20 protein-coding genes are annotated in these 22,471 nt (G+C 60.3%); 7 read left to right on the top strand and 13 right to left on the bottom strand.

The genetic code is table 11. The features are described 5' to 3' along the window. The first annotated feature begins 208 nt into the window (after positions 1 to 208). Positions 209 to 1,705: a helix-turn-helix transcriptional regulator gene (locus tag F8N62_RS09185; protein ID WP_150710666.1), complete on the top strand. Its 1,497-nt coding sequence runs from the start codon at positions 209 to 211 to the stop codon at positions 1,703 to 1,705. A 174-nt stretch (positions 1,706 to 1,879) separates the two neighbouring features. Next, positions 1,880 to 2,131 (top strand): DUF1652 domain-containing protein, encoded by a 252-nt coding sequence (locus F8N62_RS09190; RefSeq protein ID WP_150710667.1) that lies wholly within the window; start codon positions 1,880 to 1,882, stop codon positions 2,129 to 2,131. A gap of 554 nt (positions 2,132 to 2,685) precedes the next feature. Here F8N62_RS09190 and F8N62_RS09195 read toward each other — a convergent pair. The 5 genes from F8N62_RS09195 to F8N62_RS09215 all read right to left on the bottom strand — a co-directional run bounded on the left by F8N62_RS09195 (position 2,686) and on the right by F8N62_RS09215 (position 6,776). After that, positions 2,686 to 3,453: an SDR family oxidoreductase gene (locus F8N62_RS09195; protein ID WP_150710668.1), complete on the bottom strand. Its 768-nt coding sequence runs from the start codon at positions 3,451 to 3,453 to the stop codon at positions 2,686 to 2,688. 37 nt (positions 3,454 to 3,490) lie between these two features. After that, positions 3,491 to 4,558 carry a phosphotransferase family protein gene (locus F8N62_RS09200; protein WP_150710669.1) on the bottom strand — a complete coding sequence of 356 codons (1,068 nt, stop codon included), beginning with the start codon at positions 4,556 to 4,558 and terminating at the stop codon, positions 3,491 to 3,493. A gap of 143 nt (positions 4,559 to 4,701) precedes the next feature. Then, positions 4,702 to 5,664, bottom strand: a complete 963-nt coding sequence (locus tag F8N62_RS09205) for a 2-hydroxyacid dehydrogenase (RefSeq protein WP_150710670.1) — start codon at positions 5,662 to 5,664, stop codon at positions 4,702 to 4,704. 112 nt (positions 5,665 to 5,776) lie between these two features. Next, entirely contained in the window at positions 5,777 to 6,361 is a 585-nt protein-coding gene (locus F8N62_RS09210; protein WP_150710671.1) for a TetR/AcrR family transcriptional regulator, read from the bottom strand. Between the two features lie 31 nt (positions 6,362 to 6,392). After that, on the bottom strand, positions 6,393 to 6,776 hold the full coding sequence (locus F8N62_RS09215; protein WP_150710837.1) for a tautomerase family protein: 384 nt from the start codon (positions 6,774 to 6,776) through the stop codon (positions 6,393 to 6,395). 384 nt (positions 6,777 to 7,160) lie between these two features. Between F8N62_RS09215 and F8N62_RS09220 the strand changes: the two genes are divergently transcribed. Further along, positions 7,161 to 8,441 carry a serine/threonine transporter gene (locus F8N62_RS09220; protein ID WP_150710672.1) on the top strand — a complete coding sequence of 427 codons (1,281 nt, stop codon included), beginning with the start codon at positions 7,161 to 7,163 and terminating at the stop codon, positions 8,439 to 8,441. 176 nt (positions 8,442 to 8,617) lie between these two features. On the opposite strand, the gene acnB is transcribed toward F8N62_RS09220, so the two are convergent. After that, positions 8,618 to 11,227, bottom strand: a complete 2,610-nt coding sequence (acnB, locus tag F8N62_RS09225; RefSeq protein ID WP_150710838.1) for a bifunctional aconitate hydratase 2/2-methylisocitrate dehydratase — start codon at positions 11,225 to 11,227, stop codon at positions 8,618 to 8,620. A gap of 408 nt (positions 11,228 to 11,635) precedes the next feature. Here acnB and F8N62_RS09230 point away from each other — a divergent pair, with 408 nt between their 5' ends. Then, a complete protein-coding gene (locus F8N62_RS09230) occupies positions 11,636 to 12,106 on the top strand; it encodes a DUF1289 domain-containing protein (RefSeq protein ID WP_008028699.1) in 471 nt (156 codons plus the stop codon). Between the two features lie 110 nt (positions 12,107 to 12,216). Here F8N62_RS09230 and F8N62_RS09240 read toward each other — a convergent pair whose 3' ends face one another. Then, positions 12,217 to 13,080: a universal stress protein gene (locus tag F8N62_RS09240; RefSeq protein ID WP_150710674.1), complete on the bottom strand. Its 864-nt coding sequence runs from the start codon at positions 13,078 to 13,080 to the stop codon at positions 12,217 to 12,219. A gap of 160 nt (positions 13,081 to 13,240) precedes the next feature. On the opposite strand from F8N62_RS09240, the gene F8N62_RS09245 reads away from it, so the two are divergent. The 3 genes from F8N62_RS09245 (at position 13,241) to F8N62_RS09255 (ending at position 16,083) form a co-directional block, all read left to right on the top strand. Then, positions 13,241 to 13,849, top strand: a complete 609-nt coding sequence (locus F8N62_RS09245; protein WP_150710675.1) for a tRNA-(ms[2]io[6]A)-hydroxylase — start codon at positions 13,241 to 13,243, stop codon at positions 13,847 to 13,849. A 239-nt stretch (positions 13,850 to 14,088) separates the two neighbouring features. Continuing rightward, positions 14,089 to 14,796, top strand: a complete 708-nt coding sequence (locus F8N62_RS09250) for a winged helix-turn-helix domain-containing protein (protein ID WP_150710839.1) — start codon at positions 14,089 to 14,091, stop codon at positions 14,794 to 14,796. Next, positions 14,797 to 16,083 (top strand): ATP-binding protein, encoded by a 1,287-nt coding sequence (locus F8N62_RS09255; RefSeq protein ID WP_150710676.1) that lies wholly within the window; start codon positions 14,797 to 14,799, stop codon positions 16,081 to 16,083. A gap of 111 nt (positions 16,084 to 16,194) precedes the next feature. Here F8N62_RS09255 and F8N62_RS09260 read toward each other — a convergent pair whose 3' ends face one another. The 6 genes from F8N62_RS09260 to F8N62_RS09280 form a co-directional block, all read right to left on the bottom strand. Next, a complete protein-coding gene (locus F8N62_RS09260; protein ID WP_150710677.1) occupies positions 16,195 to 16,983 on the bottom strand; it encodes a MipA/OmpV family protein in 789 nt (262 codons plus the stop codon). A 357-nt stretch (positions 16,984 to 17,340) separates the two neighbouring features. Beyond that, positions 17,341 to 19,590, bottom strand: coding sequence for a TonB-dependent siderophore receptor (locus tag F8N62_RS09265; protein ID WP_150710678.1), 2,250 nt, complete (start codon positions 19,588 to 19,590; stop codon positions 17,341 to 17,343). A gap of 181 nt (positions 19,591 to 19,771) precedes the next feature. Beyond that, the gene (locus F8N62_RS09270; RefSeq protein WP_150710679.1) at positions 19,772 to 20,389 is read right to left on the bottom strand and encodes a DNA-3-methyladenine glycosylase family protein; all 618 of its coding nucleotides are present in this window, start codon (positions 20,387 to 20,389) and stop codon (positions 19,772 to 19,774) included. Between the two features lie 5 nt (positions 20,390 to 20,394). Further along, on the bottom strand, positions 20,395 to 21,477 hold the full coding sequence (locus F8N62_RS32145; protein ID WP_150710680.1) for a bifunctional transcriptional activator/DNA repair enzyme AdaA: 1,083 nt from the start codon (positions 21,475 to 21,477) through the stop codon (positions 20,395 to 20,397). Positions 21,478 to 21,501: 24 nt separating this feature from the next. Then, the gene (locus F8N62_RS31500) at positions 21,502 to 21,657 is read right to left on the bottom strand and encodes a hypothetical protein (RefSeq protein ID WP_191632365.1); all 156 of its coding nucleotides are present in this window, start codon (positions 21,655 to 21,657) and stop codon (positions 21,502 to 21,504) included. Further along, positions 21,650 to 22,270, bottom strand: coding sequence for a LysE family translocator (locus F8N62_RS09280; protein WP_150710681.1), 621 nt, complete (start codon positions 22,268 to 22,270; stop codon positions 21,650 to 21,652). Before F8N62_RS09280 ends, F8N62_RS31500 begins: the two co-directional genes overlap by 8 nt. Positions 22,271 to 22,471 lie beyond the last annotated feature (201 nt).

Genomic DNA, 22,471 nt, shown 5'->3' on the forward strand with positions numbered 1-22,471 from the left:
GTCGGAATATTTCGCGGGCAGATCAAAAGATCGCAGCCTGCGGCAGCTCCTACAATGTCCCGGTACATCCGCGTATTCGCGGGCGGCCTTGGTCCCCGTAGGGGCTGCCGAAGGCTGCGATCTTTTGATCTTGTTCTGCTGCACGATCGAACCCGCCCGCGGTCGTAATCTTCACGAAGTGCCGCACGTTTGAAATTGTGGAGATCCAATGAGCCAGGACGTCCTGACCACCGACACCAATCGCCGCCAGTTACAGCAGATCATCGCCGGCCTCTCTGACGGCGTGATCCTGCTTGAGTCCGATCAAACCATTCTCTGGGCCAATGACGCGGCACTGGCGATGCACGGTGTCAGTCAAATCAGCGAACTGGGCGCCAATGCCAAGGAATACGCCAAGCGCTTCACCTTGCGCTATCGCAACAATCATCTGGTCCCGGTGGAGAATTACCCCATCAACCGCGTGGCGCGCGGCGAGGCATTCAGCGATGTGTTGGTGGACGTAACGCCGGCCAACGACGAAGAACGCAGTTGGGTCCACAACGTACGAAGCCTGGTGCTGACCAACTACGGCGGTGAGCCGGAATCGCTGGTCTTGATCATGGATGACGTCACCGAGTGGGCGAGTGCCGAGCAGCGTTTCGAGAAGACCTTCAACGCTAACCCGGCCCCGGCGGTGATCTGTCGGCTCAGTGATTTGCGCTACATCAAGGTCAATGCGGGTTTTCTGGAAATGACCGGCTACACCCGCGATCAGGTCATCGGCGTCTCGACCTATGAACTGGACATTCTCGAAGGCGCCGAAAAGAAGGAGCTGGCCATCGAGCGTTTGCGTGAGCACGCCACCATTCCGCAGATGCAGGCGGTACTGAAAGTGGCGCAGGGCGGTAGCAAACAGGTGATCGTCGCCGGGCAACCGCTTGAACTTAACGATGAAGATTGCATGCTGTTTTCCTTCGTCGACATGGAGCCCCGTTACAAGGTTGAAGTCGCGTTGCGCCAAAGCGAAGAACGTTTCGCCAAGGCTTTTCGCCTGAGCCCGGTGCCCATTCTGGTGTGCGGTGCTGGCGATCAAGTGGTGCTGGACGTTAACGAAGCCTTCCTCGACACCCTCACGTATCCCAGCGAAGAAGTGCTGGGCAAGACCCTCGCCGAAATCGATTTCATCCATGACAAGGGTGCGCGTAATCGTCTGTTCTCGGCGCTGGAAAAAGCCGGCAGCCTGGATCGCATCGATGTGCGGATTCGCAGGAAAGACGGTGAACTGATCGATTGCACGATTTCCGCCGACACCGTGAACATTCAGGACAACCCTTGCTACTTGTTGGTGTTGATGAACATCACCGAGCGCAAGCGCACCGAGCTGGAACTTGTCGCAGCGATAGAAGAGGTGATGAAAGATGCTTCGTGGTTCAGCCGCACGCTGATCGAAAAACTCGCCAATGTGAAAAGTGTCAATTCACCCAAACTGCCCAGCGTGTCCTTCACCGAGCTCACGGGTCGCGAGCGCGATGTGCTGGGTTTGATCTGCGAAGGCCTGGCCGACAAGGAAATCGCCGCGCGCCTGAAACTGGCACCGAATACCGTGCGCAATCACGTCGCAACGGTGTATTCCAAACTCGACGTGCACAGTCGCAGCGAAGCCATTGTGTGGGCGCGAGAACGCGGATTGTTCTCCAGTTCACGCCGATCGAGGGGTCAGCGTTAAGGTGCAAATGCACCAGTTCAGGTAGTGCAAATACGTGTTTTGGTCGGGCGCCATGGTTCCTAGTCTGTAAGGATGCGACACGAGTCTTCGTGTCCCTTCGAAACGAGCCAAGGAATCCTCCATGATCATGTGCGCAGAGCACTGGTTTAACCACCGCCGCCAAGGTGAATCGCAATGATTTCCCTGGCGCAATTACGCCTGCAACTGGAGCGCAGTTTTGCGCCGTTGGCCTGCGAGTGCACGCTCACGGGGGATCACTCGTTGACCGTCAAGCTTTACCACCCGGTATCCGGGCAGGTCGACCTCGTGGTCAGCGGGCTGAGTGTAACCACACTCGGAACGCCCGACGCCTTGCAGGCGCTGGTTGAAGAACTCCGCTACGAACTCGAAAGCAACACGTTGAACCGTCCAGGTGCGGTCCTGTAGGCGCTGCGGGGCGGCAATCCCACTGGCTGGCGATTGCCAATCAATCCTTTCCCATGACCCGGCAGGGTTGGGCGTTTGCTGGCATTGACGCCCGACTGAGCTATAACGAATACGAAGGTAATTCTCTGTGACCGGCCCGCAATCATGGGTTGATATCGTTCATGTCACGGAAACCTCCCACTCCCTTATCGCGGGTCAGCCTATGAACAGTCTTGGGAAACGCGTTTTATTGCCAGTGTCACTCGCTTTCTGCGCAGTCGTCCTTAACGGTTGCGCCAGCCCACCCCCGCCGCCTCCGGTCGCACCGCCACCCCCTGTTGAACGCACTTGCGAGACCGTCGACAAAACCGACGTGATGGGCGACGCGAGGGCCGAGGGGCAGGTGACAAGAGAGACCACACTGACCCGCTGCGTGACTCAGTAATTTTTCTTGCGCTCCAGGCCATTCCCAAACCGGATTGGCCTGGACGCGATTGCTTGTGTAAACGTTCTTTAATCGCGATGAGTTCAGATAGAGCTGTCGGATCTGACAGGAGTTGGTTGAGACACGGCCCTCAGGACAAAAACCCCCCATCCACATTCAACGAAACCCCAGTCGTATAACTCGACGCATCACTCGCCAGATACAAAACTGCCCCGGCCATTTCACTCGGATCCGCCACGCGCTTCAACGGAATCTGCGCCAGCGCGGTCTTCAAAATCGCATCGTTTTTCACCAGCGCCGAGGCAAACTTGGTATCAGTCAACCCCGGCAACAACGCATTGCAACGAATCCCGAATTGCGCACATTCCTTGGCGAACACTTTGGTCATGTTGATCACGGCCGCTTTGGTCACCGAGTAGATACCCTGGAAAATCCCTGGCGAGATGCCGTTGATCGAAGCGACGTTGATGATGCTGCCGCCACCGTTGTCGCGCATCAGCTTGCCGGCTTCGACGGACATGAAGAAGTAGCCGCGGATGTTGACGTCGACGGTTTTCTGGAAGGCGCCGAGGTCGGTGTCGAGGACGTTGCAGAATTGCGGGTTGGTTGCGGCGTTGTTGACCAGGATGTCGAGGCGGCCGAATTGTTCGCGGATGCCGGCGAAGACCTGGCTGATCTGCTCCATTTCGCCGATGTGGCAGGCAACGGCAGTGGCTTTGCCGCCGGCGGCGATGATGGCGTCGGCGACGTGCTGGCAGCCTTCGAGTTTGCGGCTCGAGACGATGACGTGGGCGCCTTGCTGGGCCAGCAGTTTGGCGATGGCTTCACCGATGCCGCGGCTGGCGCCGGAGACGAAAGCGATCTTGCCGTCGAGGTCGAACAACTGAGTCTTGGACATGGGGTTTCCTTATTGTTGGAGGCCAATCAGGGCGCGATCAGAGCGTGGATTTCTGGATGACCTGCAAGCTCATCTGCTCCAGCAGTTTGTTCATGTGGATGAACTGCGCGAAGCGTTTGTCCTGGGTCTGGCCATGGAAAAAGCGGTAGTAGATCTGCTGCACGATACCGGCGAGGCGGAACAGGCCGTAGGTGTAGTAGAAGTCGAAGTTGTCGATCTGGATGCCCGAGCGTTCGGCGTAGTAGTCGACGAATTCGCGGCGGGTGAGCATGCCCGGCGCGTGGCTCGGCTGGCGGCGCATCAATTGCACCGGCGCCGGGTCGTTGGCTTCGATCCAGTAGGCGAGGGTGTTGCCCAGGTCCATCAGCGGGTCGCCGAGGGTGGTGAGTTCCCAGTCGAGCACGCCGATGATTTGCATCGGGTTGTCCGCGTCGAGGATCACGTTGTCGAAGCGGTAGTCGTTGTGCACGATGCTCGATGTCGGGTGATCGGCGGGCATTTTGTCGTTGAGCCAGGCTTTCACGGCTTCCCACTGCGGCGCATCGGGGGTCAGGGCTTTCTCGTAGCGCTCGCTCCAGCCTTTGATCTGCCGCGCGACGTAGCCTTCGGGCTTGCCGAGGTCACCGAGGCCGTAGGCTTGGTAGTCAACCCGGTGCAGCTCAACGAACTTGTCGATAAAGCTTTTGCACAGGGCTTCGGTTTTCTCTGAATCGAGGCCCAGTTCCGCTGGCAGTTCCGAGCGCAGGATGATCCCGTTGACCCGTTCCATCACATAGAACTCGGCGCCGATCACCGACTCGTCGGTGCAATGCACGTAGGCTTTCGGGCAATACGGAAAACCGTCGCGCAATTGATTGAGAATGCGAAATTCACGGCCCATGTCGTGGGCAGACTTGGCCTTGTGACCGAACGGCGGCCGGCGCAGGACGAATTCCTGTTCGGGGTATTCCAGCAGGTAGGTGAGGTTCGACGCACCGCCAGGGAACTGGCTGATCTGCGGTAAGCCACTCAGGCCCGGTATGTGCGCCTTGAGGTAGGGATCGATCAGGCTGGCATCGAGTTCTTCGCCGGAGCGGATACGGGTGGATTGGTCAGTAAGCGCCATGCTTATCCCTTCTACTTATTCTGGAGGCCTGAAACTATTGGCTAATCTAATGCGCGCATCCGGCACCCACAACCGCGATCAGCTCTTATAGGCGTGCGTGTTGCCGGGCAATCATTGCTTTTGATACAGCCGTTTGAATTGTCCTACAGCGCTTTGTCCAGGGAGGCTGGCAGGTTGACCGGGGTGAGCACCGGTTCGCCGGTGAAGAACGCCATCAGGTTGCGACCGACCAGTTCGACGGTGCCTTGGGTCGCTTCCGGCGACAGGCCGGCGACATGCGGTGTGAGAAGGACGTTGCTCAAGGCTTTCAGGCCTTCGGGCACCTGGGGTTCGTGATCGAACACATCCAGCGCCGCGCCGGCAATGCGTCGTTGCTCCAGAGCGCTGATCAGATCAACGGTCGAAACCACGCTGGCCCGGGCGATGTTGACGAGAAATCCATTGGGGCCCAGCGCATCCAGCACCGCTCGGTTGATCAGGCTCCGGGTGCCCAGTCCGCCGGGTGTCGCCACCACCAGGAAATCCGATGTACGCGCGAGTTCGGTCGGTGTCGAGCAGAAGCTGTATGGCACGTCGCTGCGGTGCTGACGGTTGTGGTAGTTGATCGACATGTCGAAGCCGTTGGCCGCGCGTTTGGCGATGGCCATGCCGACGGCACCGAGACCGAGGATGCCCAGGCGTTTGCCGGCGAGGGAAGGGCGCATGATCTTCGGCCACTCGCCGCGGCGGACGGCGGCGTCGCAGCGAGGAATGTCCCGCACCAGCGAGAGCAACATGGCCATGGCGTGGTCGGCGACCGAAGACGCATTGACCCCGGCGCCGTTGGTCACCGTCAGGCCCCGGTCAGCGGCGGCTTGCAGGTCGACGTGTTCATAGCCGGCGCCGATCACGCAAATGATCTTCAGCGCCGGCAGTGCCGCGATTTCGTCAGCGTATAAACCCAGCGGGCCGCGCGTCAGTACCGCGTCGATCCGTGCGCCATGGGTGGCAATGGCCTCGGCGCGCTCGGCCGGGGTGGGGGCCAGAATCAGGTGAAAGCCCTGATGTTCGAGAATCGGAAGGTAATCATTGATGGTTTCAACCAGAACAAGAACAGTTGCGGGCATGCTGAGCTCCTGTGGCACGAATATCCCTAGAGATTGCTGGCTTCAAAACGCGTTGGCGGTTAGCGAAAATAGCAGCGCTGCCAGATGATCATAGCGGAACACTGGGCAGAGGTTATTCAGCTTTCAGAAAGGTTTGCGCGGCCTGAAGAATCTCGTCCGACAGCGGGTCCCCACGGGTGGCGCGTGCCAGTGTCAGAGCGCCGACCATCAGCGAATACTGCACCAGCGCCTGCTGACGGTCGCGGGCCTCATCGCCGGTGTCCATCAGGGGCGCGAGCGTGTCTATCAGGGCACCGAGGCCGTCCATGAAGGTTTGACGCAGGGCGCTGTCGGCGGCTTCGTGGCACATGTCCCCGGCAAACGCCACCACCGGGCAGCTGTCGCCCGGATTGTCGCGGCTGACGGCCGACAGGTAGGGTTCGATCACGGCCAGGCGAGCGGCATTCTTGTCCTCGTTGGCGGCAATCCAGGCGTTCCAGCGCTCTGTCGATTGGGCGAACGCACGACCGCTGGCCTCCCGGGCCAACGCTTCCCTGGACTCGAAATGCCCGTAGAAGCCGCCATGAGTCAGGCCCGCCGCCGCCATGACGTCAATGACGCTGATGCCGTGCAGGCCCCGTTCGCGAAACAGCCGCGTGGCTGCCTCGACGATGATTTCGCGGTTGAGGTCGGCTTGTTTACGCGATACACGGGGCATGGGGCGGCTCACACAGGTAAGGATGGAAAAGTCAGAGGGCGTACTGGGCAATGCCGTGGCCGAACGACCAGTTTTCTTTTTTCACTTCAACGAGGTTGATAAACACATCCTCCAGCCGGATCGCCAGTTCTGCATTCAGGCTCTCGGCGATGGTTGTGTAGAGCAGTTTCTTCTGATCGACGGTTCGGCCTTCGCTAAGGGTGATTTGAATCACCACCAGATTGTCGGTGCGGCTGATCCCGAGGTAGTGCGGGTCAAAGATGAAGTGGTGTTCGTCGTGTTCGGCGAGGATCTGGAAATTATCGTTCTCGGGTACGCCAATGGCGCTGCGCAGGGCGGCGTAGATCAGCTGGCCGACGCGTTTGGCGTGGGTGGGGTCCTGATGCTTTTTGATGTCGATGCGAACCAGTGGCATGGCGAAGTTCTCTCGATGAATGAAGATGACTCCAAAATACATGACGGCAGACCTTTATCAAGCTGAAGCTGCCGTTGGCGATGAAGCGTGTGTACCGCAATTTCAATGAACGCTTATCCCCTGTAGGAGCGAGCTTGCTCGCGATGGTGTGTCAGGCACATTGGTCTCGACTGACACACCATCGCGAGCAAGCTCGCTCCTACAGGGGGGGGCGGGGCTGCTGCCCATCATCTGATCTGCACAACCGCTCCTCAGCTAAGTCTTTGCTTCTGCTCGTTAATCCCGGACAATCGCGCCCCTGTTTCGGCCAGGGCGCTGCCTGTCGGATTTTTCTGACTCGTCCTGGCCGGGTAGCAACTGACCGGAATGCGGAGATCCCACCGGATGAATGATCAGGCCAATAGCGTCGACGAACGCTATGTAGCGGCGACACCAGCGACCCTCGAGCGCTGGAATCGTCATGACACCACCTGGATGCTGGGCCTATTTGGCACGGCCATCGGCGCCGGCACCCTGTTTTTGCCGATCAACGCTGGATTGGGCGGCTTCTGGCCGTTGATGGTTCTGGCGATGCTGGCGTTTCCCATGACGTTTTACGCGCACCGTGGCCTGACCCGCTTCGTGTTGTCTGGCCGTGAAGGCGCGGACATCACCGAAGTGGTGGAAGAACACTTCGGCATCAAGGCCGGTGCGCTGATCACCTTGCTGTACTTCTTCGCGATTTTTCCGATCCTGCTGATTTACAGCGTGGCCCTGACCAACACCGTGGGCAGTTTCCTCGAGCATCAGCTGCACATCATGCCGCCCCCGCGCGCGGTGCTGTCGCTGGTACTGATCCTGGGTCTGCTGGCGGTGGTGCGTTGCGGCGAGCAAGCGATCGTCAAGGCCATGAGCCTGATGGTGTACCCGTTTATCGTGGCATTGCTGTTTTTGGCGGTGTTTCTGATTCCACACTGGAACGGCGGCATCCTCACCACCGCATCGACCCTGCCGGAGCCGTCAGCGCTGCTGCACACCTTGTGGCTGGCGATTCCGGTGATGGTGTTCTCGTTCAACCATTCACCGATCATCTCCGCGTTCGCCGTGGACCAGAAGCGTCGCTACGGTGAACACGCCGAAGAGCGCAGTTCGCAGATCCTGTCGCGCGCTCACGTGTTGATGGTGGTGATGGTGCTGTTCTTCGTGTTCAGCTGCGTGCTGACGCTGTCGCCGGCGCAACTGGCGGAAGCGAAGGCGCAGAACCTGTCGATCCTGTCGTACCTGGCCAACCATTTCAGCAACCCGACCATTGCGTTCGCGGCGCCGTTGATTGCATTCGTGGCGATTTCCAAGTCGTTCCTCGGGCATTACATCGGTGCCAGTGAAGGCTTGAAAGGCTTGATCGTGAAAAGCGGCAAACGTCCGGCGCCGAAGACGCTGGATCGTATGACAGCGGTGTTCATGTTGGTGGTGTGCTGGATTGTGGCGACGCTGAACCCGAGCATTCTGGGGATGATCGAAACCCTCGGCGGCCCGATTATCGCGGCGATCCTGTTTTTGATGCCGATGTATGCGATTCGCAAGGTGCCAGCGATGGCGCGCTTCCGGGGCCAGGCTTCCAACGTGTTTGTGACGGCGGTGGGTCTGGTGGCGATCTCGGCGTTGATTTATTCGTTGAGTGCCTGATACGCGATAATCCCTGTGGGAGCGAGCCTGCTCGCGAAGGCGTCGGCACATCCGGCATTGATGTGTCAGACACACTGCTTTCGCGAGCAGGCTCGCTCCCACATTTGATAGTTGCAAGGCATAAAAAAACGCCGCTCATCTCACGATGGGCGGCGTTTTTTTATAGCTGTGTAACGTTAAGCCTGAACCACCGGGATATTGGCGTTCGCAGCGGCTTCACGGAACTCGGCGATCTGGTCGAAGGACAGGTAGCGGTAAACATCAGCCGCCATGCTGTCGATCTTGCCAGCGTATTCCATGTACTCCTCGACGGTCGGCAGGCGACCCAGGATCGACGCAACGGACGCCAACTCGGCCGAAGCCAGGTAAACGTTCGCGCCGTCACCCAGACGGTTCGGGAAGTTACGGGTCGACGTCGACACCACGGTCGAGTTCGGTTCTACACGTGCCTGGTTACCCATGCACAGCGAGCAGCCCGGCATTTCCATGCGCGCGCCAGCCTTGCCGTAGATGCCGTAGTAGCCTTCCTCGGTCAACTGGTGAGCGTCCATTTTGGTCGGCGGCGACAGCCACAGACGGGTTGGAAGCTGACCCTTGACCTGATCCAGCAATTTACCGGCAGCGCGGAAGTGACCGATGTTGGTCATGCACGAACCGATGAACACTTCGTCGATCTTCTCGCCAGCAACGCTGGACAGCAGACGGGCGTCGTCCGGATCGTTCGGCGCGCAGAGCACAGGCTCCTTGATGTCGGCCAGGTCGATTTCGATGATTTCAGCGTATTCGGCGTCAGCATCGGCAACCATCAGCTCAGGATTGGCGACCCAGGCTTCCATCGCTTGGGCGCGACGTTCCAGCGTACGTGCATCGCCGTAGCCTTCGCCGATCATCCAGCGCAGCAGGGTGATGTTGGAGTTCAGGTACTCGGTGATCGAGTCTTTCGACAGCTTGATGGTGCAACCGGCAGCCGAACGTTCGGCCGAGGCGTCGGACAGCTCGAAAGCCTGCTCGATGCTCAGGTTGTCCAGGCCTTCGATTTCCAGGATGCGACCCGAGAAGGCGTTCTTCTTGCCTTTCTTTTCAACGGTCAACAGGCCAGCCTGAATCGCGAAGTAAGGAATGGCGTGAACCAGGTCACGCAGGGTGACGCCCGGTTGCATTTTGCCTTTGAAGCGCACCAGGATCGATTCCGGCATGTCCAGCGGCATGACGCCGGTGGCTGCGGCGAACGCTACCAGACCGGAACCGGCCGGGAACGAGATGCCCATCGGGAAACGGGTGTGCGAGTCACCACCAGTACCGACGGTGTCAGGCAGCAGCATGCGGTTCAGCCAGCTGTGGATGATGCCGTCGCCCGGACGCAGGGAAACGCCGCCGCGGGTCATGATGAAGTCTGGCAGGGTGTGGTGGGTGGTCACGTCGATCGGCTTTGGATAGGCCGCGGTGTGGCAGAAAGACTGCATCACCAGATCGGTCGAGAAGCCCAGGCACGCCAGGTCTTTCAGTTCGTCACGGGTCATCGGACCGGTGGTGTCCTGAGAGCCGACGGTGGTCATTTTCGGTTCGCAGTAGGTGCCAGGACGCACACCTTTGCCTTCCGGCAGACCGCACGCCTTGCCGACCATTTTCTGTGCCAGGGTGAAGCCCTTGCCGGTGTCGACCGGTGCTTCTGGCAGTTTGAACAGGTCGGTAGGGCCCAGGCCCAGCTCGGCACGCGCCTTCTCGGTCAGGCCGCGACCGATGATCAGCGGGATACGGCCACCGGCACGCACTTCGTCCAACAGGACCGGAGTCTTCATTTCGAAGGTGGTCAGGACTTCGTCAGTGCCGTGTTTGCAGACTTTGCCAGCATGCGGGTACAGGTCGATCACGTCGCCCATGTTCATGTTGGTGACGTCGAATTCGATCGGCAGTGCGCCGGCATCTTCCATGGTGTTGTAGAAGATCGGAGCGATCTTGCTGCCGAAGCAGAAACCGCCAGCACGCTTGTTCGGCACGTAAGGTACGTCGTCGCCGAAGAACCACAGCACCGAGTTGGTGGCGGATTTACGCGAAGAACCGGTACCGACCACGTCGCCGACGTAGGCGATCGGGAAGCCTTGACCGCGCATTTCTTCGATCTGCTTCATCGGGCCAGTGACGCCCTGGACGTCAGGCACGATGCCTTCGCGGGCCATTTTCAGCATGGCGAGGGCGTGCAGCGGGATGTCCGGGCGGGACCAGGCGTCCGGAGCAGGGGACAGGTCGTCGGTGTTGGTTTCGCCGGTGACCTTGAACACGCGCAGGCTGATCTTGTCGGCCAGGACAGGGCGGTTGCGGAACCACTCGCCGTCAGCCCAGGACTGGATCACGCCTTTGGCGTGTTCGTTGCCGTTTTTGGCTTTTTCAGCGACGTCGTGGAACGCATCGAACATCAGCAGGGTGTGCTTGAGCTGAGCGGCAGCGACAGGGGCCAGTTCGGCGCTGTCGAGCAGGTCGACCAGGGTCACGATGTTGTAGCCGCCCTGCATGGTGCCGAGCAGTTCAACAGCGCGTTTCTTGTCGATCAGAGGGGAAGTGGCTTCGCCTTTGGCCAGGGCAGACAGGAAACCGGCCTTTACATAGGCCGCTTCGTCCACGCCAGGCGGAATGCGATTGGTGATCAGGTCAACGAGGAAAGCTTCTTCGCCAGCCGGGGGATTCTTCAGCAGCTCGACCAGGCCTGCAGTTTGTTCGGCGTTAAGCGGCTGGGGAACGATACCCAGTGCTGCACGCTCTTCGATATGTTTGCGGTAGGCTTCAAGCACAGTTATTACCCTCATCAGTGGTCCCAAATGGGTGTCCGGGACGCTCATCCCGAAATTGCCGTACTCATGCGCTGCGTGGCGTTGTGGGCCACTTAGCCAGAATTACCGACAATTCCTTACAGAAGCTGCTTTCAAAGTTTTACGCCTGCAGAACGGGGAGCTGATGAGGGTTGGCGTTGGGCTTTTCCCCGCTGGAAAAACCCTTCGCCAACACCGCTCTGAAGGAACGACTGTGCTCGTGACGCTTTGAAAACAGCTTCTAACGGACATTGGCGCCTTAAAAGGCTGGCTGATTCTACGGCAAAAAAAAATTTAAGGTAAGTTCGCCGCGGAACTTTGAGGGGTGATGAATGTTAGACAAAGGGCTAACATGCCGGCCTGTTCTGCTTTCCCGTGCTGTGTTGACCTATGCCCAATCAGACCATCAAGACCCCCTGCGTCGGCCTTTGCTCCACTGTTTACGGTGATCTGGTCTGCCGTGGCTGCAAGCGTTTCCACCATGAAGTGATCAACTGGAACGGTTACAACGAGGAGGAGAAGCGCGCGGTGTGGCTGCGTCTTGAGCAGTTGCTGTCCCAGGTGATGGCCAGCAAGCTGGAGGTTTTCGATCCGCAGCGCCTGCGTCTGCAACTGGAGCAGCGCAAGATCCGCTTCGTGCCCCATCAGTCGGAATATTGCTGGGCCTATCAGCTGATTGCTCGCGGAGCACGGGTGATCAACAACCTGGAGGCTTACGGGATGGTGCTGATGCCGGAGTTTCGCGACTGGAATTTACCGGAATTGCGCGATGCCATTGATCGGGAGTTCTTTTTGCTGTCCGAGGCGCATTATCAGCGCTATATCGCCCCTGGGTTCCTCAAGGACGCCTTCGGCGGCTAATTTAAAAAGCTTCGCGAGCAGGCTCGCTCCCACAGGGGATTTGTATACGCCACAGATCCAATGTGGGAGCGAGCCTGCTCGCGAAAGCGGTCTGACCGGCACCGAAAATCTCAATGCTGGGTAACGATCTCCTCCAGATGATCCATGATCGTATCCGGCTTCAACACCAGCACATCGCTCTCCACCGCATCCAGCACCACTTCTGCCGTGTTCCCGATCAACGCCCCGGACAACCCCGACCGCGCCACGGTCCCGATCACCGTCACTGCCGCGCCCAGCTTGTGGACCTGATACGGAATCAACACATCCGCCGGGCCTTCGGCGATATGCAGGTGCTCGTCATCAATATCGAATTCCGCCTGAAACGCCTTGCACTGTTCGCGATAGCGCGCCTCGATGGTTTCGCTGAGCTGCAGCGTCGGATCAGCCGCCGACAGCATGGGCGACGGATGGGCGCTGATCACGTGCAAGTGCGCCTTGGCCAGGCTGGCGATGTCATAGCCGTGATCGACAATGGTGGCGTGCAACGTGCGGTGCTCGCCATCGGTATTGCCGACGTCGATGGCCGCCAGAATGACCCCGCCCGTCCAGGGTTTTGAGGTCTTGACCAGCAACACTGGCGTCGGGCAGGAGCGCAACAGCTTCCAGTCCGCGGGGGTCAGCAGGGCTTTTTTCAGCGGGCTGTCGGGGAAATGCTGCTTGATCACCAGCCCGCAGCCTTCCGCTTGCTGCACATCGACGATGGTCTCGTGCAGGCTTTCGTTCCAGGCCTGCTCGGTGGTGACGCTGTAGCCATCTTCCAGCAGCGCGGCCTTGAGCACGCCGAGCATGCCGCTGTGGTCATGCTTGCGGTCACAGACCAACAGGTGCAGATGCGCCTGCGTGACGCCGGCTATCAGCTTGGCCCGTTTCAGCGCCAGGCTTTCCGAATGTTCGGGTTCGATGACCACCAGAATGCTGCGAATGGCTTGCATGAGCGGGATCTCCAGAGCGTAAAAAAGCGTGGCGTTGCACAACTATAGTTGCTGCCCGGCAACCGGGGAGTTGATGCATATCAACGGTCGCGACTGGTGGTCTGGCGGTGGGCCGGTATAATCGGCGCCCTTCGTTTTAACCTATCTGTCCGTGAGCCCCATGATCCTTCCCGAAATTCACGAGTTCCTCGGTTGCCGCACCCCCGATGGCTGGGTCCAGGCTGCGCTGGCCGATCAGGACACTTTGCTGATCGACCACAAGAACTGCGAATTCAAGGCGGCCAGCACGGCATTGAGCCTGATCGCCAAGTACCACTCCCACGTCGACCTGATCAACCTGATGTCGCGCCTGGCCCGGGAAGAGCTGGTGCACCACGAGCAAGTCATGCGCCTGATGAAAAAGCGCAAGATCGAACTGCGGCAGCTGTCCGCCGGGCGCTACGCCTCGGGCCTGCGCAAAGTGGTGCGCAGCCACGAACCGGTGAAACTGGTGGATACGCTGGTGGTCGGCGCGTTCATCGAGGCCCGCAGTTGCGAGCGTTTCGAGGCGCTGGTGCCGCACCTGGACGAAGAACTGGGCAAGTTCTATTTCGGCCTGCTGAAAAGCGAGGCGCGGCATTTCCAGGGTTACCTGAAGCTGGCCTATCAGTATGGGGACGCCAAGGACATTGCCCAGGTGATTGACCGGGTCCGCGCTGCAGAGCAGGAGCTGATCGAGTCGCCGGATGTGGAATTTCGTTTTCACAGCGGCGTGCCAGCGGCGGCGTGAAGATCAAAGGATCGCAGCCTCGTTTCACTCGGCAGCTCCTACGGGTGCACACCGTTCCACTGTAGGAGCTGCCGAAGGCTGCGATCTTTTCCGTCTGAATTGTTAAAAACTCTTAAGAGTATGAAACATCGCTGAAAACCGGCCCAAGTGGCCGGTTTTTGCTGTCTGCGATAGCCGTCCCTTGACCGATTGGCGCCATAATGCCGCCCACTTCACGCAAGGGCTGGCAGACGTTCGTAATGGATAACCTGGGTTTTGGCAAAGTATTGCTGGTGGAAGACGACGAAAAGCTCGCCGGGCTGATCGCGCACTTCCTGTCTCAACATGGTTTTGAGGTGTTGCAGGTGCATCGCGGCGACCTCGCGTTGGCCGCGTTTCTGGATTTCAAACCGAAAGTCGTCGTGCTCGACCTGATGTTGCCGGGTCAGAGCGGCCTGCACGTGTGCCGCGAGATCCGCAGCGTGTCCGACACGCCCATCGTCATTCTCACGGCCAAGGAAGACGACCTCGATCACATCCTCGGCCTGGAATCCGGCGCCGATGACTATGTGATCAAGCCGATCAAGCCGCCAGTGCTGCTCGCTCGCCTGCGCGCCTTGCAACGCCGTCAGGTGCCGGACAGCAGCGTGTGCAGCGCCCTTGAATTCGGCCAGTTGAGCATTGACCGCAGTTGCCGCGAAGTGCGGCTGGCGGGCGAGGGCATTGAGTTGACCACCATGGAGTTTGAATTGCTGTGGTTGCTGGCCAGCGCAGCGGGCAAGATTTTGTCCCGCGACGACATCCTCAACCGCATGCGCGGCATCGCGTTCGACGGGCTCAACCGCAGTGTCGATGTCTACATCAGCAAATTGCGCAGCAAGCTCAACGATAACCCGCGCGAACCGGTGTGCATCAAGACCATCTGGGGCAAGGGTTACCTGTTCAATCCGTTCGCGTGGGAGCTGTAGATGCTGCGGTTATTTCTCGGGCTGTTTCTGATGATGACGGTTGGCCTGGTCTTGGGTCTGCAAACGGTCGAGCGCGCTTTCGATGCGCTTCTCGCCGGTCAGATGCAGAGTTACAACCGCGAGGCGGTGCGCGGGCAGGCGTGGTCGCTGGTGGAGCAGTTGCGCGGCCTGGACGGCGCGGCCCGGGAACGGCAATTGGCCGCCGTGCGTCCCCACTATGGCCTGGGTCTCAGCCTGGTCGAGTCCGATCAACTGTCGCTGACTGATCAGGAGAACGCCGAGTTGGCCCAGGGCCTGCTGGTGCTTCGCGATAAATACACGCAATTCATCTCGCGCATCGACGACGGTTCGCAGTTACTCAGTATCAAACTGCCGGCCGAGCCGAGCCTGATGCCGTTCTACATTGCGGCGGCCTACCTGACGATTGCGTTGATGATGGGGCTGGTATTGATTTTCTGGGTGCGCCCGCACTGGCGGGATCTGGAGAAGCTGCGCCTGGCCGCCGAGCGTTTCGGCGACAACGACCTGTCGTCGCGTATCCAGCTGTCCAAACGCTCGAACATCCGCGACCTGTCCGGGCACTTCAACCTGATGGCCGCGCGCATCGAAGGCCTGATCGCCAATCAGCGCGAGCTGACCAACGCGGTGTCCCATGAATTGCGCACACCGATTGCGCGGCTGTCGTTCGAGCTGGACCAGCTCAAGCAACACCCCGATCCGGCCCAGCGCCGTGAACTGATTGCCGACATGTACGCCGACCTCGGTGAATTGGAGGAGATGGTCTCGGAGTTGTTGACTTACGCCAGCCTCGAACGCGGCGCCACGGTGATCACCCGCGAGAATATTCAGGCCACCAGTTGGCTGGACAGCGTGGTCGGCAGTGTGGCGCTGGAAGCCGAGGCGGCCGGCGTGCAGCTGCTGATTGTCGAGTGCCGGGTTGATGAAGTGCGCATCGAACCGCGATTCATGGCGCGGGCGGTGATCAACCTGCTGCGCAATGCCATCCGTTATGCCGATCAGCGGGTCGAAGTGTCGTTGGTGCGAGCCGGTGATCAGTACGAAGTGCAGGTCAACGACGATGGGCCGGGTGTGCCGGTGGCCGGGCGGGAGAAGATCTTCGAGCCGTTCTCGCGCCTGGACGCCAGCCGCGACCGCCGCACGGGTGGTTTCGGCTTGGGGTTGGCGTTGGTGCGGCGGGTGTCGCAGTCCCATGGCGGGCAAGTCGAAGTCACGGATTCGCCGTGGGGCGGGGCCTCGTTTCGCATGACTTGGGCGCATCAGGATTAGATCGGTGTTGTTCATGTGGACGCCATCGCGGGCAAGCCCGCTCCCACAGGATTCGCGAATACCCTGTGGGAGCGGGCTTGCCCGCGATGGCGCCATGTGCGTCACCGCAGACTAAAAGTTGTAAACCACCTGCCCAGCCACCGACGTCTGCATCCGCTGCTCGACTATCGGGCTGTCCGCCGCTTCTTTGCCCAGGTACTGCACCGCCAGCACCGTCGACACGCTCCAGTGATCATTGATCGGCAACGACCAGGTCAGGTCAGCGCCCCGACTGACCAGCCCACCCTTAGTGTCATAGGCGCGGAACTGACTGCGCGACGCCTGCCCGGCACTGACGCCATACCAGGTGCGCATGTAGTTGCTGTCGCCGAACTGACTGTTGAGGCCGCCGACGACCTTGCCATAGTCACCCTCGTAAAAGGGCGCGCTGATACTCAGCTTCAAGCGATTCCATGCTGAGCCGGTGTCGTGAGCTTCATCGTCCTCTTCCAGTGCGTGTTCATAACTCGCACCGAGAATGATCGGCCCCATGTGATACGTGCCGTCGAGCCCCAGCACCGGCCGCGATTTGATCGAGCCCATGCCGTTCAGGTCGTCCGAGCCTTTGAAACCGGTCTTGCGATCCTTGCGCGTGTCACTTGCGCCGATGTACACGCTGAGGCCGAAGTCGTCCTCGTCGAATGCCCAGCCCAGACCCTTTTCGCTGTCGAGGAAAAAGCCGTAGGGGCTGACGATTTCGCCGTCCAGCAGCGGCGCCACCACGCGCTCATCGCTGCCGCTGTAACGCGGCACACTGGCCGCACCAGCCCGCAGGCTGTAGCGCCAGTCTTCGGCATGCACGGAATCGGAAGGGAGGAACAGACAGCAGGAAGTCAACGACAGACACAGCGAACGAAGCATGAGAGCACCCGAGGGGATAATGGATGCGCCCATGCTAGGCGGGTGGCGGCGGGCAATCTTTGAAAGCTTTGTCGGGAAACTGTCAAAGACTGTGAATGGGGTGGACTGAGCAGTGATTACCCTGCGGCCAGGGATTTTCAGTGGCCAAGGGATTCACAGTGGACAAGGGATTCACAGTGGACAAGGGATTTAATGTGGCCAAGGGATTTAATGTGGTGAGGGGATTTATCCCCGTTGGGCTGCGCAGCAGACCCTTTTTTGGGGGCCGCTGCGCGACCCAACGGGGATAAATCCCCTCACCACAGGCACCCCCTTGCCACAGTAACTCCACTCGCCATAGGCATGTGTCACATCAACTCAAAAATCCCACTTGGTGGTCAGCATCAAGTTGCGCGGTTCGCCGTAGAACGTGGTGCCGAAGTTGCCCAGCCCCGTCAGGTATTTCTTGTCGAAGACGTTGTTGGCGTTGGCGGTGAAGCTCAGGTGTTCGTTGTACTGATAACGGGTCATCAGGTCGACGAGGGTGTAGCCGCCTTGCTTGAGCGAGGTGCTGCCTTCGACCGGGCTGAAGCTCTGGCCGTAGAACGCGCTCTGCCAGCTGACGCCGCCGCCGACGGTGACTTTGTCCAGCGCGCCGGGCAGGCGGTAGGTGGTGAACGTGCGCACGACGTGTTCCGGTTTGGTCGTGGCCAGCGGGAAACCGTAGATCCGCTGCTCGTCCTTGTCGCGAGTGCGCGCATAGGTGTAGCCGGCCGACAGGTTCCAGCCTTCGGACAGTTCACCCGCCAGCTCCAGTTCCACGCCTTTGGTGGTCGCGCCCGGGATGGCGTCGTACACGTCCTGCCCGGTGGCATCGGTGGTCAGGTATTGCGCAACGTTGTCCTGCTCGACGCGGAAGAAGGCCAGGCTGGCGTTGAGTTTGCCGTCCAGGTACGCCGCTTTCAGGCCGGTCTCGTAGCTGTCGCCTTCAACCGGCTTGAGGGTCGAACCCGACGCATCCTTGTAGATCTGTGGCTGGTAGATGTTGGTGTAGCTGGCATACACCGAGTAGGTGTCGTTCAGGTCATACACCACACCGGCGTAAGGGGTGACGACACCGTGTTCCTTGTAACTGGCGTGGGTGTCGCCCAGCCCGGCACCAGGGTAATAACTGTAATCCTCGTTGTACTTGAAGGTGCTCACGCGGGTGCCGAGGATGATCGACAGGTCATCGGTCGGCCGCAGACGCGTGGCCAGATACGCGCCGTTCTGGCTGGTGGTGCGTTCATACTTGCCGTTTTTCGGGAAGTCCTGCTCCGGCAGATCGCCGTTCCAGTCGTAAATGCTGCCCGGCACACCGCCCGCGCCAGGGATCACGCTATCGAACGTCGCCCCGGTCTGGCGTGCATGGGACGTCATGAAACCGGCCACCAGTTCATGCTCGCGACCACCGAGGGAGAACGGCCCGGAGACGTTAACGTCGGCGGTGTTCTGCACGCGATGGCCTTCCCAGCGACCCCAGTAAAGGAACATGCCTTCACCGGTGGCCCGGTCCGGTGCGCCGCCGCTGGCCGAGGCCAGGCGCGTATCGTGATCGGTGGTTTTCTGGTCGAGATTGACCTTGAGTTTCCAGTCATTGGCCAGCGCCTGCTCCAGCGATGTGAAGTAGGTGACCGAGTCGAAATCGCGACGGCTCCAGTCGGCGCCCGGGTTGAAACTGCGCGAGAAATCGGTGCGGCCGCCATCGGCAAAGTACACGGCGTTGCCGGTCCAGGAGCTGCCGCGCGGGGTGGCACTGGACTTGTCGATGCCGAACGTCAGCAACGTGTCGTCGCTCAGGTCGGCTTCGAGGATGCCGTAGAACAGGTCTTTTTTCTGGCTGTAGTGATCGATGTACGAGTTTTTGTCCTGGTACGAGCCCACAAAGCGACCGCGGACGCTGCCGGTGTCATTCAGCGAACCGGAAATGTCGCCGGTGGTGCGGTAGCTGTCCCACGAACCGACGGTGCCGCTGATCGATGCCTTGAATTCCTTGGTCGGTTTCTTGCGGATCAGGTTGACGGTGGCGGAGGGGTCGCCCGAACCGGTCATCAGGCCGGTCGCGCCCTTGATCACCTCGATGCGGTCGAGGCTGGCGGCGTCGTCGCTGTTGTTCGGGTTTTCACCGTAAACACCGTCGTAGGGCTGGTTAACTCCGTCGTACTGGAAGTTGGTAATGGCAAAGCCACGGGCGGAAAACTCGGTACGGTCACTGTCGTACTTTTGCGTCGAGACGCCGGGGGTATTGCGCAACGCATCGCTGACGCTCTGCACGCCCCGATCGTCCATCTGCTGACGCGTCACCACGGTGACCGATTGCGGGGTTTCACGGGGAGACAAGGCCAGGCCGGTGGCCGAAGACGTGGTGCCGGTGGTGTAGGAATGGGTGTCCTCGGTGGTTTCGCCCAAGGCCTGGGTAGAAATGTTGGTCGCATCCAGTTGCAGCACGTCAGTGTTCTTCGAGACGGGTTTGCTGCCGGCCGTTTCAGCGGCCTGGGCGGTGGAGGCAAAACTCAGCAGCGCGGCCGGAAGGGCCAGTGCCAAGGGACGCAGAGCAAAACGGAAACGCGCGGCAAGTGGGTGCGACATGGAGATCCCTTTGTTTCGAATCGTTCGGTAAATGAAAGGCTTCTGAGGGTTAACCGAACGAAAAACGCAAAAGGGAACTGCGTGGTGAAAAAGAAACGATGCCGGTGTTTTTTTGCCATTGAGAGCCGAACAGCCACTGTACCTGTGGGAGCGAGCCTGCTCGCGATGAAGGCGACGCGGTCTACCGGCTGGGCACCCGCCACAAATACCAGGACGCGACGGTCCGATACGGACTCCACGCCAACCCGATCTCCGCCATCTGCCTGCGCGTCGGCTGCACCTCCAACCCCTTCAGTCGCCGATAGCCCTCGCGCACCCCGAAGTCATCGGCCGGCAGAATATCCGGCCGCTCCAGGCTGTAAATCAGCAACATCTCCACGGTCCAGCGACCGACTCCGCGCAAGGTAATCAATCGCTCGATCAACGCCTCATCGTCCATCGCCAGCGCCGTCGCGTAATCCGGGACCACGCCATCCAGCGTCGCCTGGGCAATGCCCTGAAGGGTCGCGATCTTGCTGCCGGAAAAACCGCAGCTGCGCAATTGATCAAACCCGGTTGCCACCATCTGCTCGGGCCGGGGAAACGCCTGCGATGGAAACAACGCCAGCAGCCGCCCGATAATCGCGTCCCCGGCCTTGGCGTGCAGTTGTTGATAGGCAATCGCCCGCACCAGCGACTCATAGGGATCGCGAGCCGCGTGCGGTTGATGCAGGCAGGGGCCGATGGCGGCGATGTGGCGCTGCCAGTCGTCGTCGATGGACGATAGAAATTCGCTGGCAGTGCGGTAGGTGTCGGGCATCGTGTTCAAAAGGGCAGGGGCTCGGTGAGTTGAACCGCGGCTTTTTCCAGTCGGAGCAAAAACGCCTTGCGCGGCTGCCCTCCGCCATAGCCGGTCAACGAACCGTCCGCGCCGATCACCCGATGGCAGGGCACCACGATTGAAATCCGGTTATGCCCGTTGGCCAGCCCCACCGCACGACTGGCGCCGGGCTTGCCCAGCAGGGCGGCAATGGAGCCGTAGGTGCAGGTCTGGCCATAGGGGATTTTCGCCAGCTCGGCCCAGACTTGCCGGGAGAACTCGCTGCCGGGCATATACAGCGGCACGTTGAATTCAGTCAGTTTGCCGGCGAAATACTGCGCCAGCTCTTGTTCAATTTGCCGCAAATGCGCGTTGTGGCCTGGCGCGACCGCATAGCCATGACGGCTCTGCAGGGCTTCAACTTCACGGGTCAGCGCCGGCCGGTCAAGAAACTCCAGCAGCACCAGCCCGCGCCGTTCGGCCATGGCAATCATCGGCCCCAGCGGCGTGGTCAGGCGCGTGAACAGCAAGGGCTCGCTGTTGGCCGCGCGGCCGGGGGTAATGTGGAAGGATTTTTGAAAGGCATCGCGAAAACCGCTGAGGGATTCGTAACCCGAATCGAACGCGGCGTCGTCGATGGAATCGCCCTGCCTGATCCCGCCCAGCGCCATGCCCAGGCGTCGGGTGCGCAGCCACGCGTGGAAGGTCATGCCGAAATGCTGTTTGAACCAGCGTCGCAGTGTCAGCGGTTCGATGCCCGCGGCCAGCAAATCGGCGTCGGTCCAGCGCCGTTCGGGATCGGCGTCGACCGATGTGAGCAGCGTCTGCACCCAGTCCGGCGCGATGGCGGCGGCGTCCAGCGGTTTGCAACGCAGGCAGGCGCGGTATCCGGCCGACATGCATTCATCGGCGTGGGCGAAAAACTCGACGTTCTCCGGTTTCGGCTTGCGCGCCGTGCAACTCGGACGGCAGAAAATGCCGGTAGTCTTGACCGCAGTAAAAAACACCCCCTCGTAGGCGGTGTCGCGTTCGAGCATGGCGCGAACCATCTCGGCGTGGGGCGGAAGCATCGTGTTTTGTAGGTTCATGGCTTGAGCATAGGGCGCGTTGCTTCACGCCTCCACCGAAAAATCGACAGGGAACTCGTAGGAGCTGCCGAAGGCTGCGATCTTTTGACTTTGATCCTTTGGGGCAATCAAGATCAAAAGATCGCAGCCTTCGGCAGCTCCTACGACGATCCGGTCAACGGCGGCATAATCCTCAGGCACGCCGCGCCATCAGTAACACCGACGCCGCCGCCGACAACAACCCCGCGCAGCACCGGTTGAAAATCCGCTTGCCCCGAGGTTGGCTGAACCAGCGGCGCATGTGCAGGCCCATGTAGGCGTAAGCGCCGATGGCGATCCATTCCAGCATCAGGAACAGCGCGCCCAGCACCGCGAACTGTGGCGTCACGGGATGGCCCGGATCAATGAACTGCGGCAGAAACGCGGTGAAAACCAGGATCGCTTTCGGATTGCCGGCAGCTACCAGGAACTCTTGTCGCGCCAGGGTCAGGATCCCCGCGGGCGCGCCAGTCACAGTGCTCTCTGTCCCCGGATCCGCACGCCACAATTGCCACGCGAGGTAGAACAGGTACGCCGCGCCGACAATTTTTATTCCATAGAACAACCACTCCGACGTTTGCAGCACCACCGCCAGCCCTGCCGAGGCGAGGGCGATCATCCCCGCGAACGCCAGCAGCCGACCGATCCCCGCCACGCAGGCGGTGCGATAGCCATAGCGCGTCGAGTTGCTGACCGACAGCAAATTGTTCGGACCGGGGGCCATGTTCAGGGCGAAGCAGGCCGGGAGGAAGAGGCTGAGGGTGGCGAGGTCCATGATCGGCTCCAGTGACGAGAGCGATATTTCTATCACAGGTGCCGTGCGGCTTGACCCGTACAGTCGGCGCCGAATACTGACCCGGTACCGGGCCATGACATTGCTCAACGGTAGGAGCCGGCTTGCTGGCGATGGCGTCCGTTCAGGCTATAACCGATGGACGGACCCACCGCTATCGCCAGCAAGCCGGCTCCTACAGGA

The sequence above is a fragment of the Pseudomonas fluorescens genome (assembly GCF_902497785.1).
GTDB classification, from domain to species: domain Bacteria; phylum Pseudomonadota; class Gammaproteobacteria; order Pseudomonadales; family Pseudomonadaceae; genus Aquipseudomonas; species Aquipseudomonas fluorescens_BO.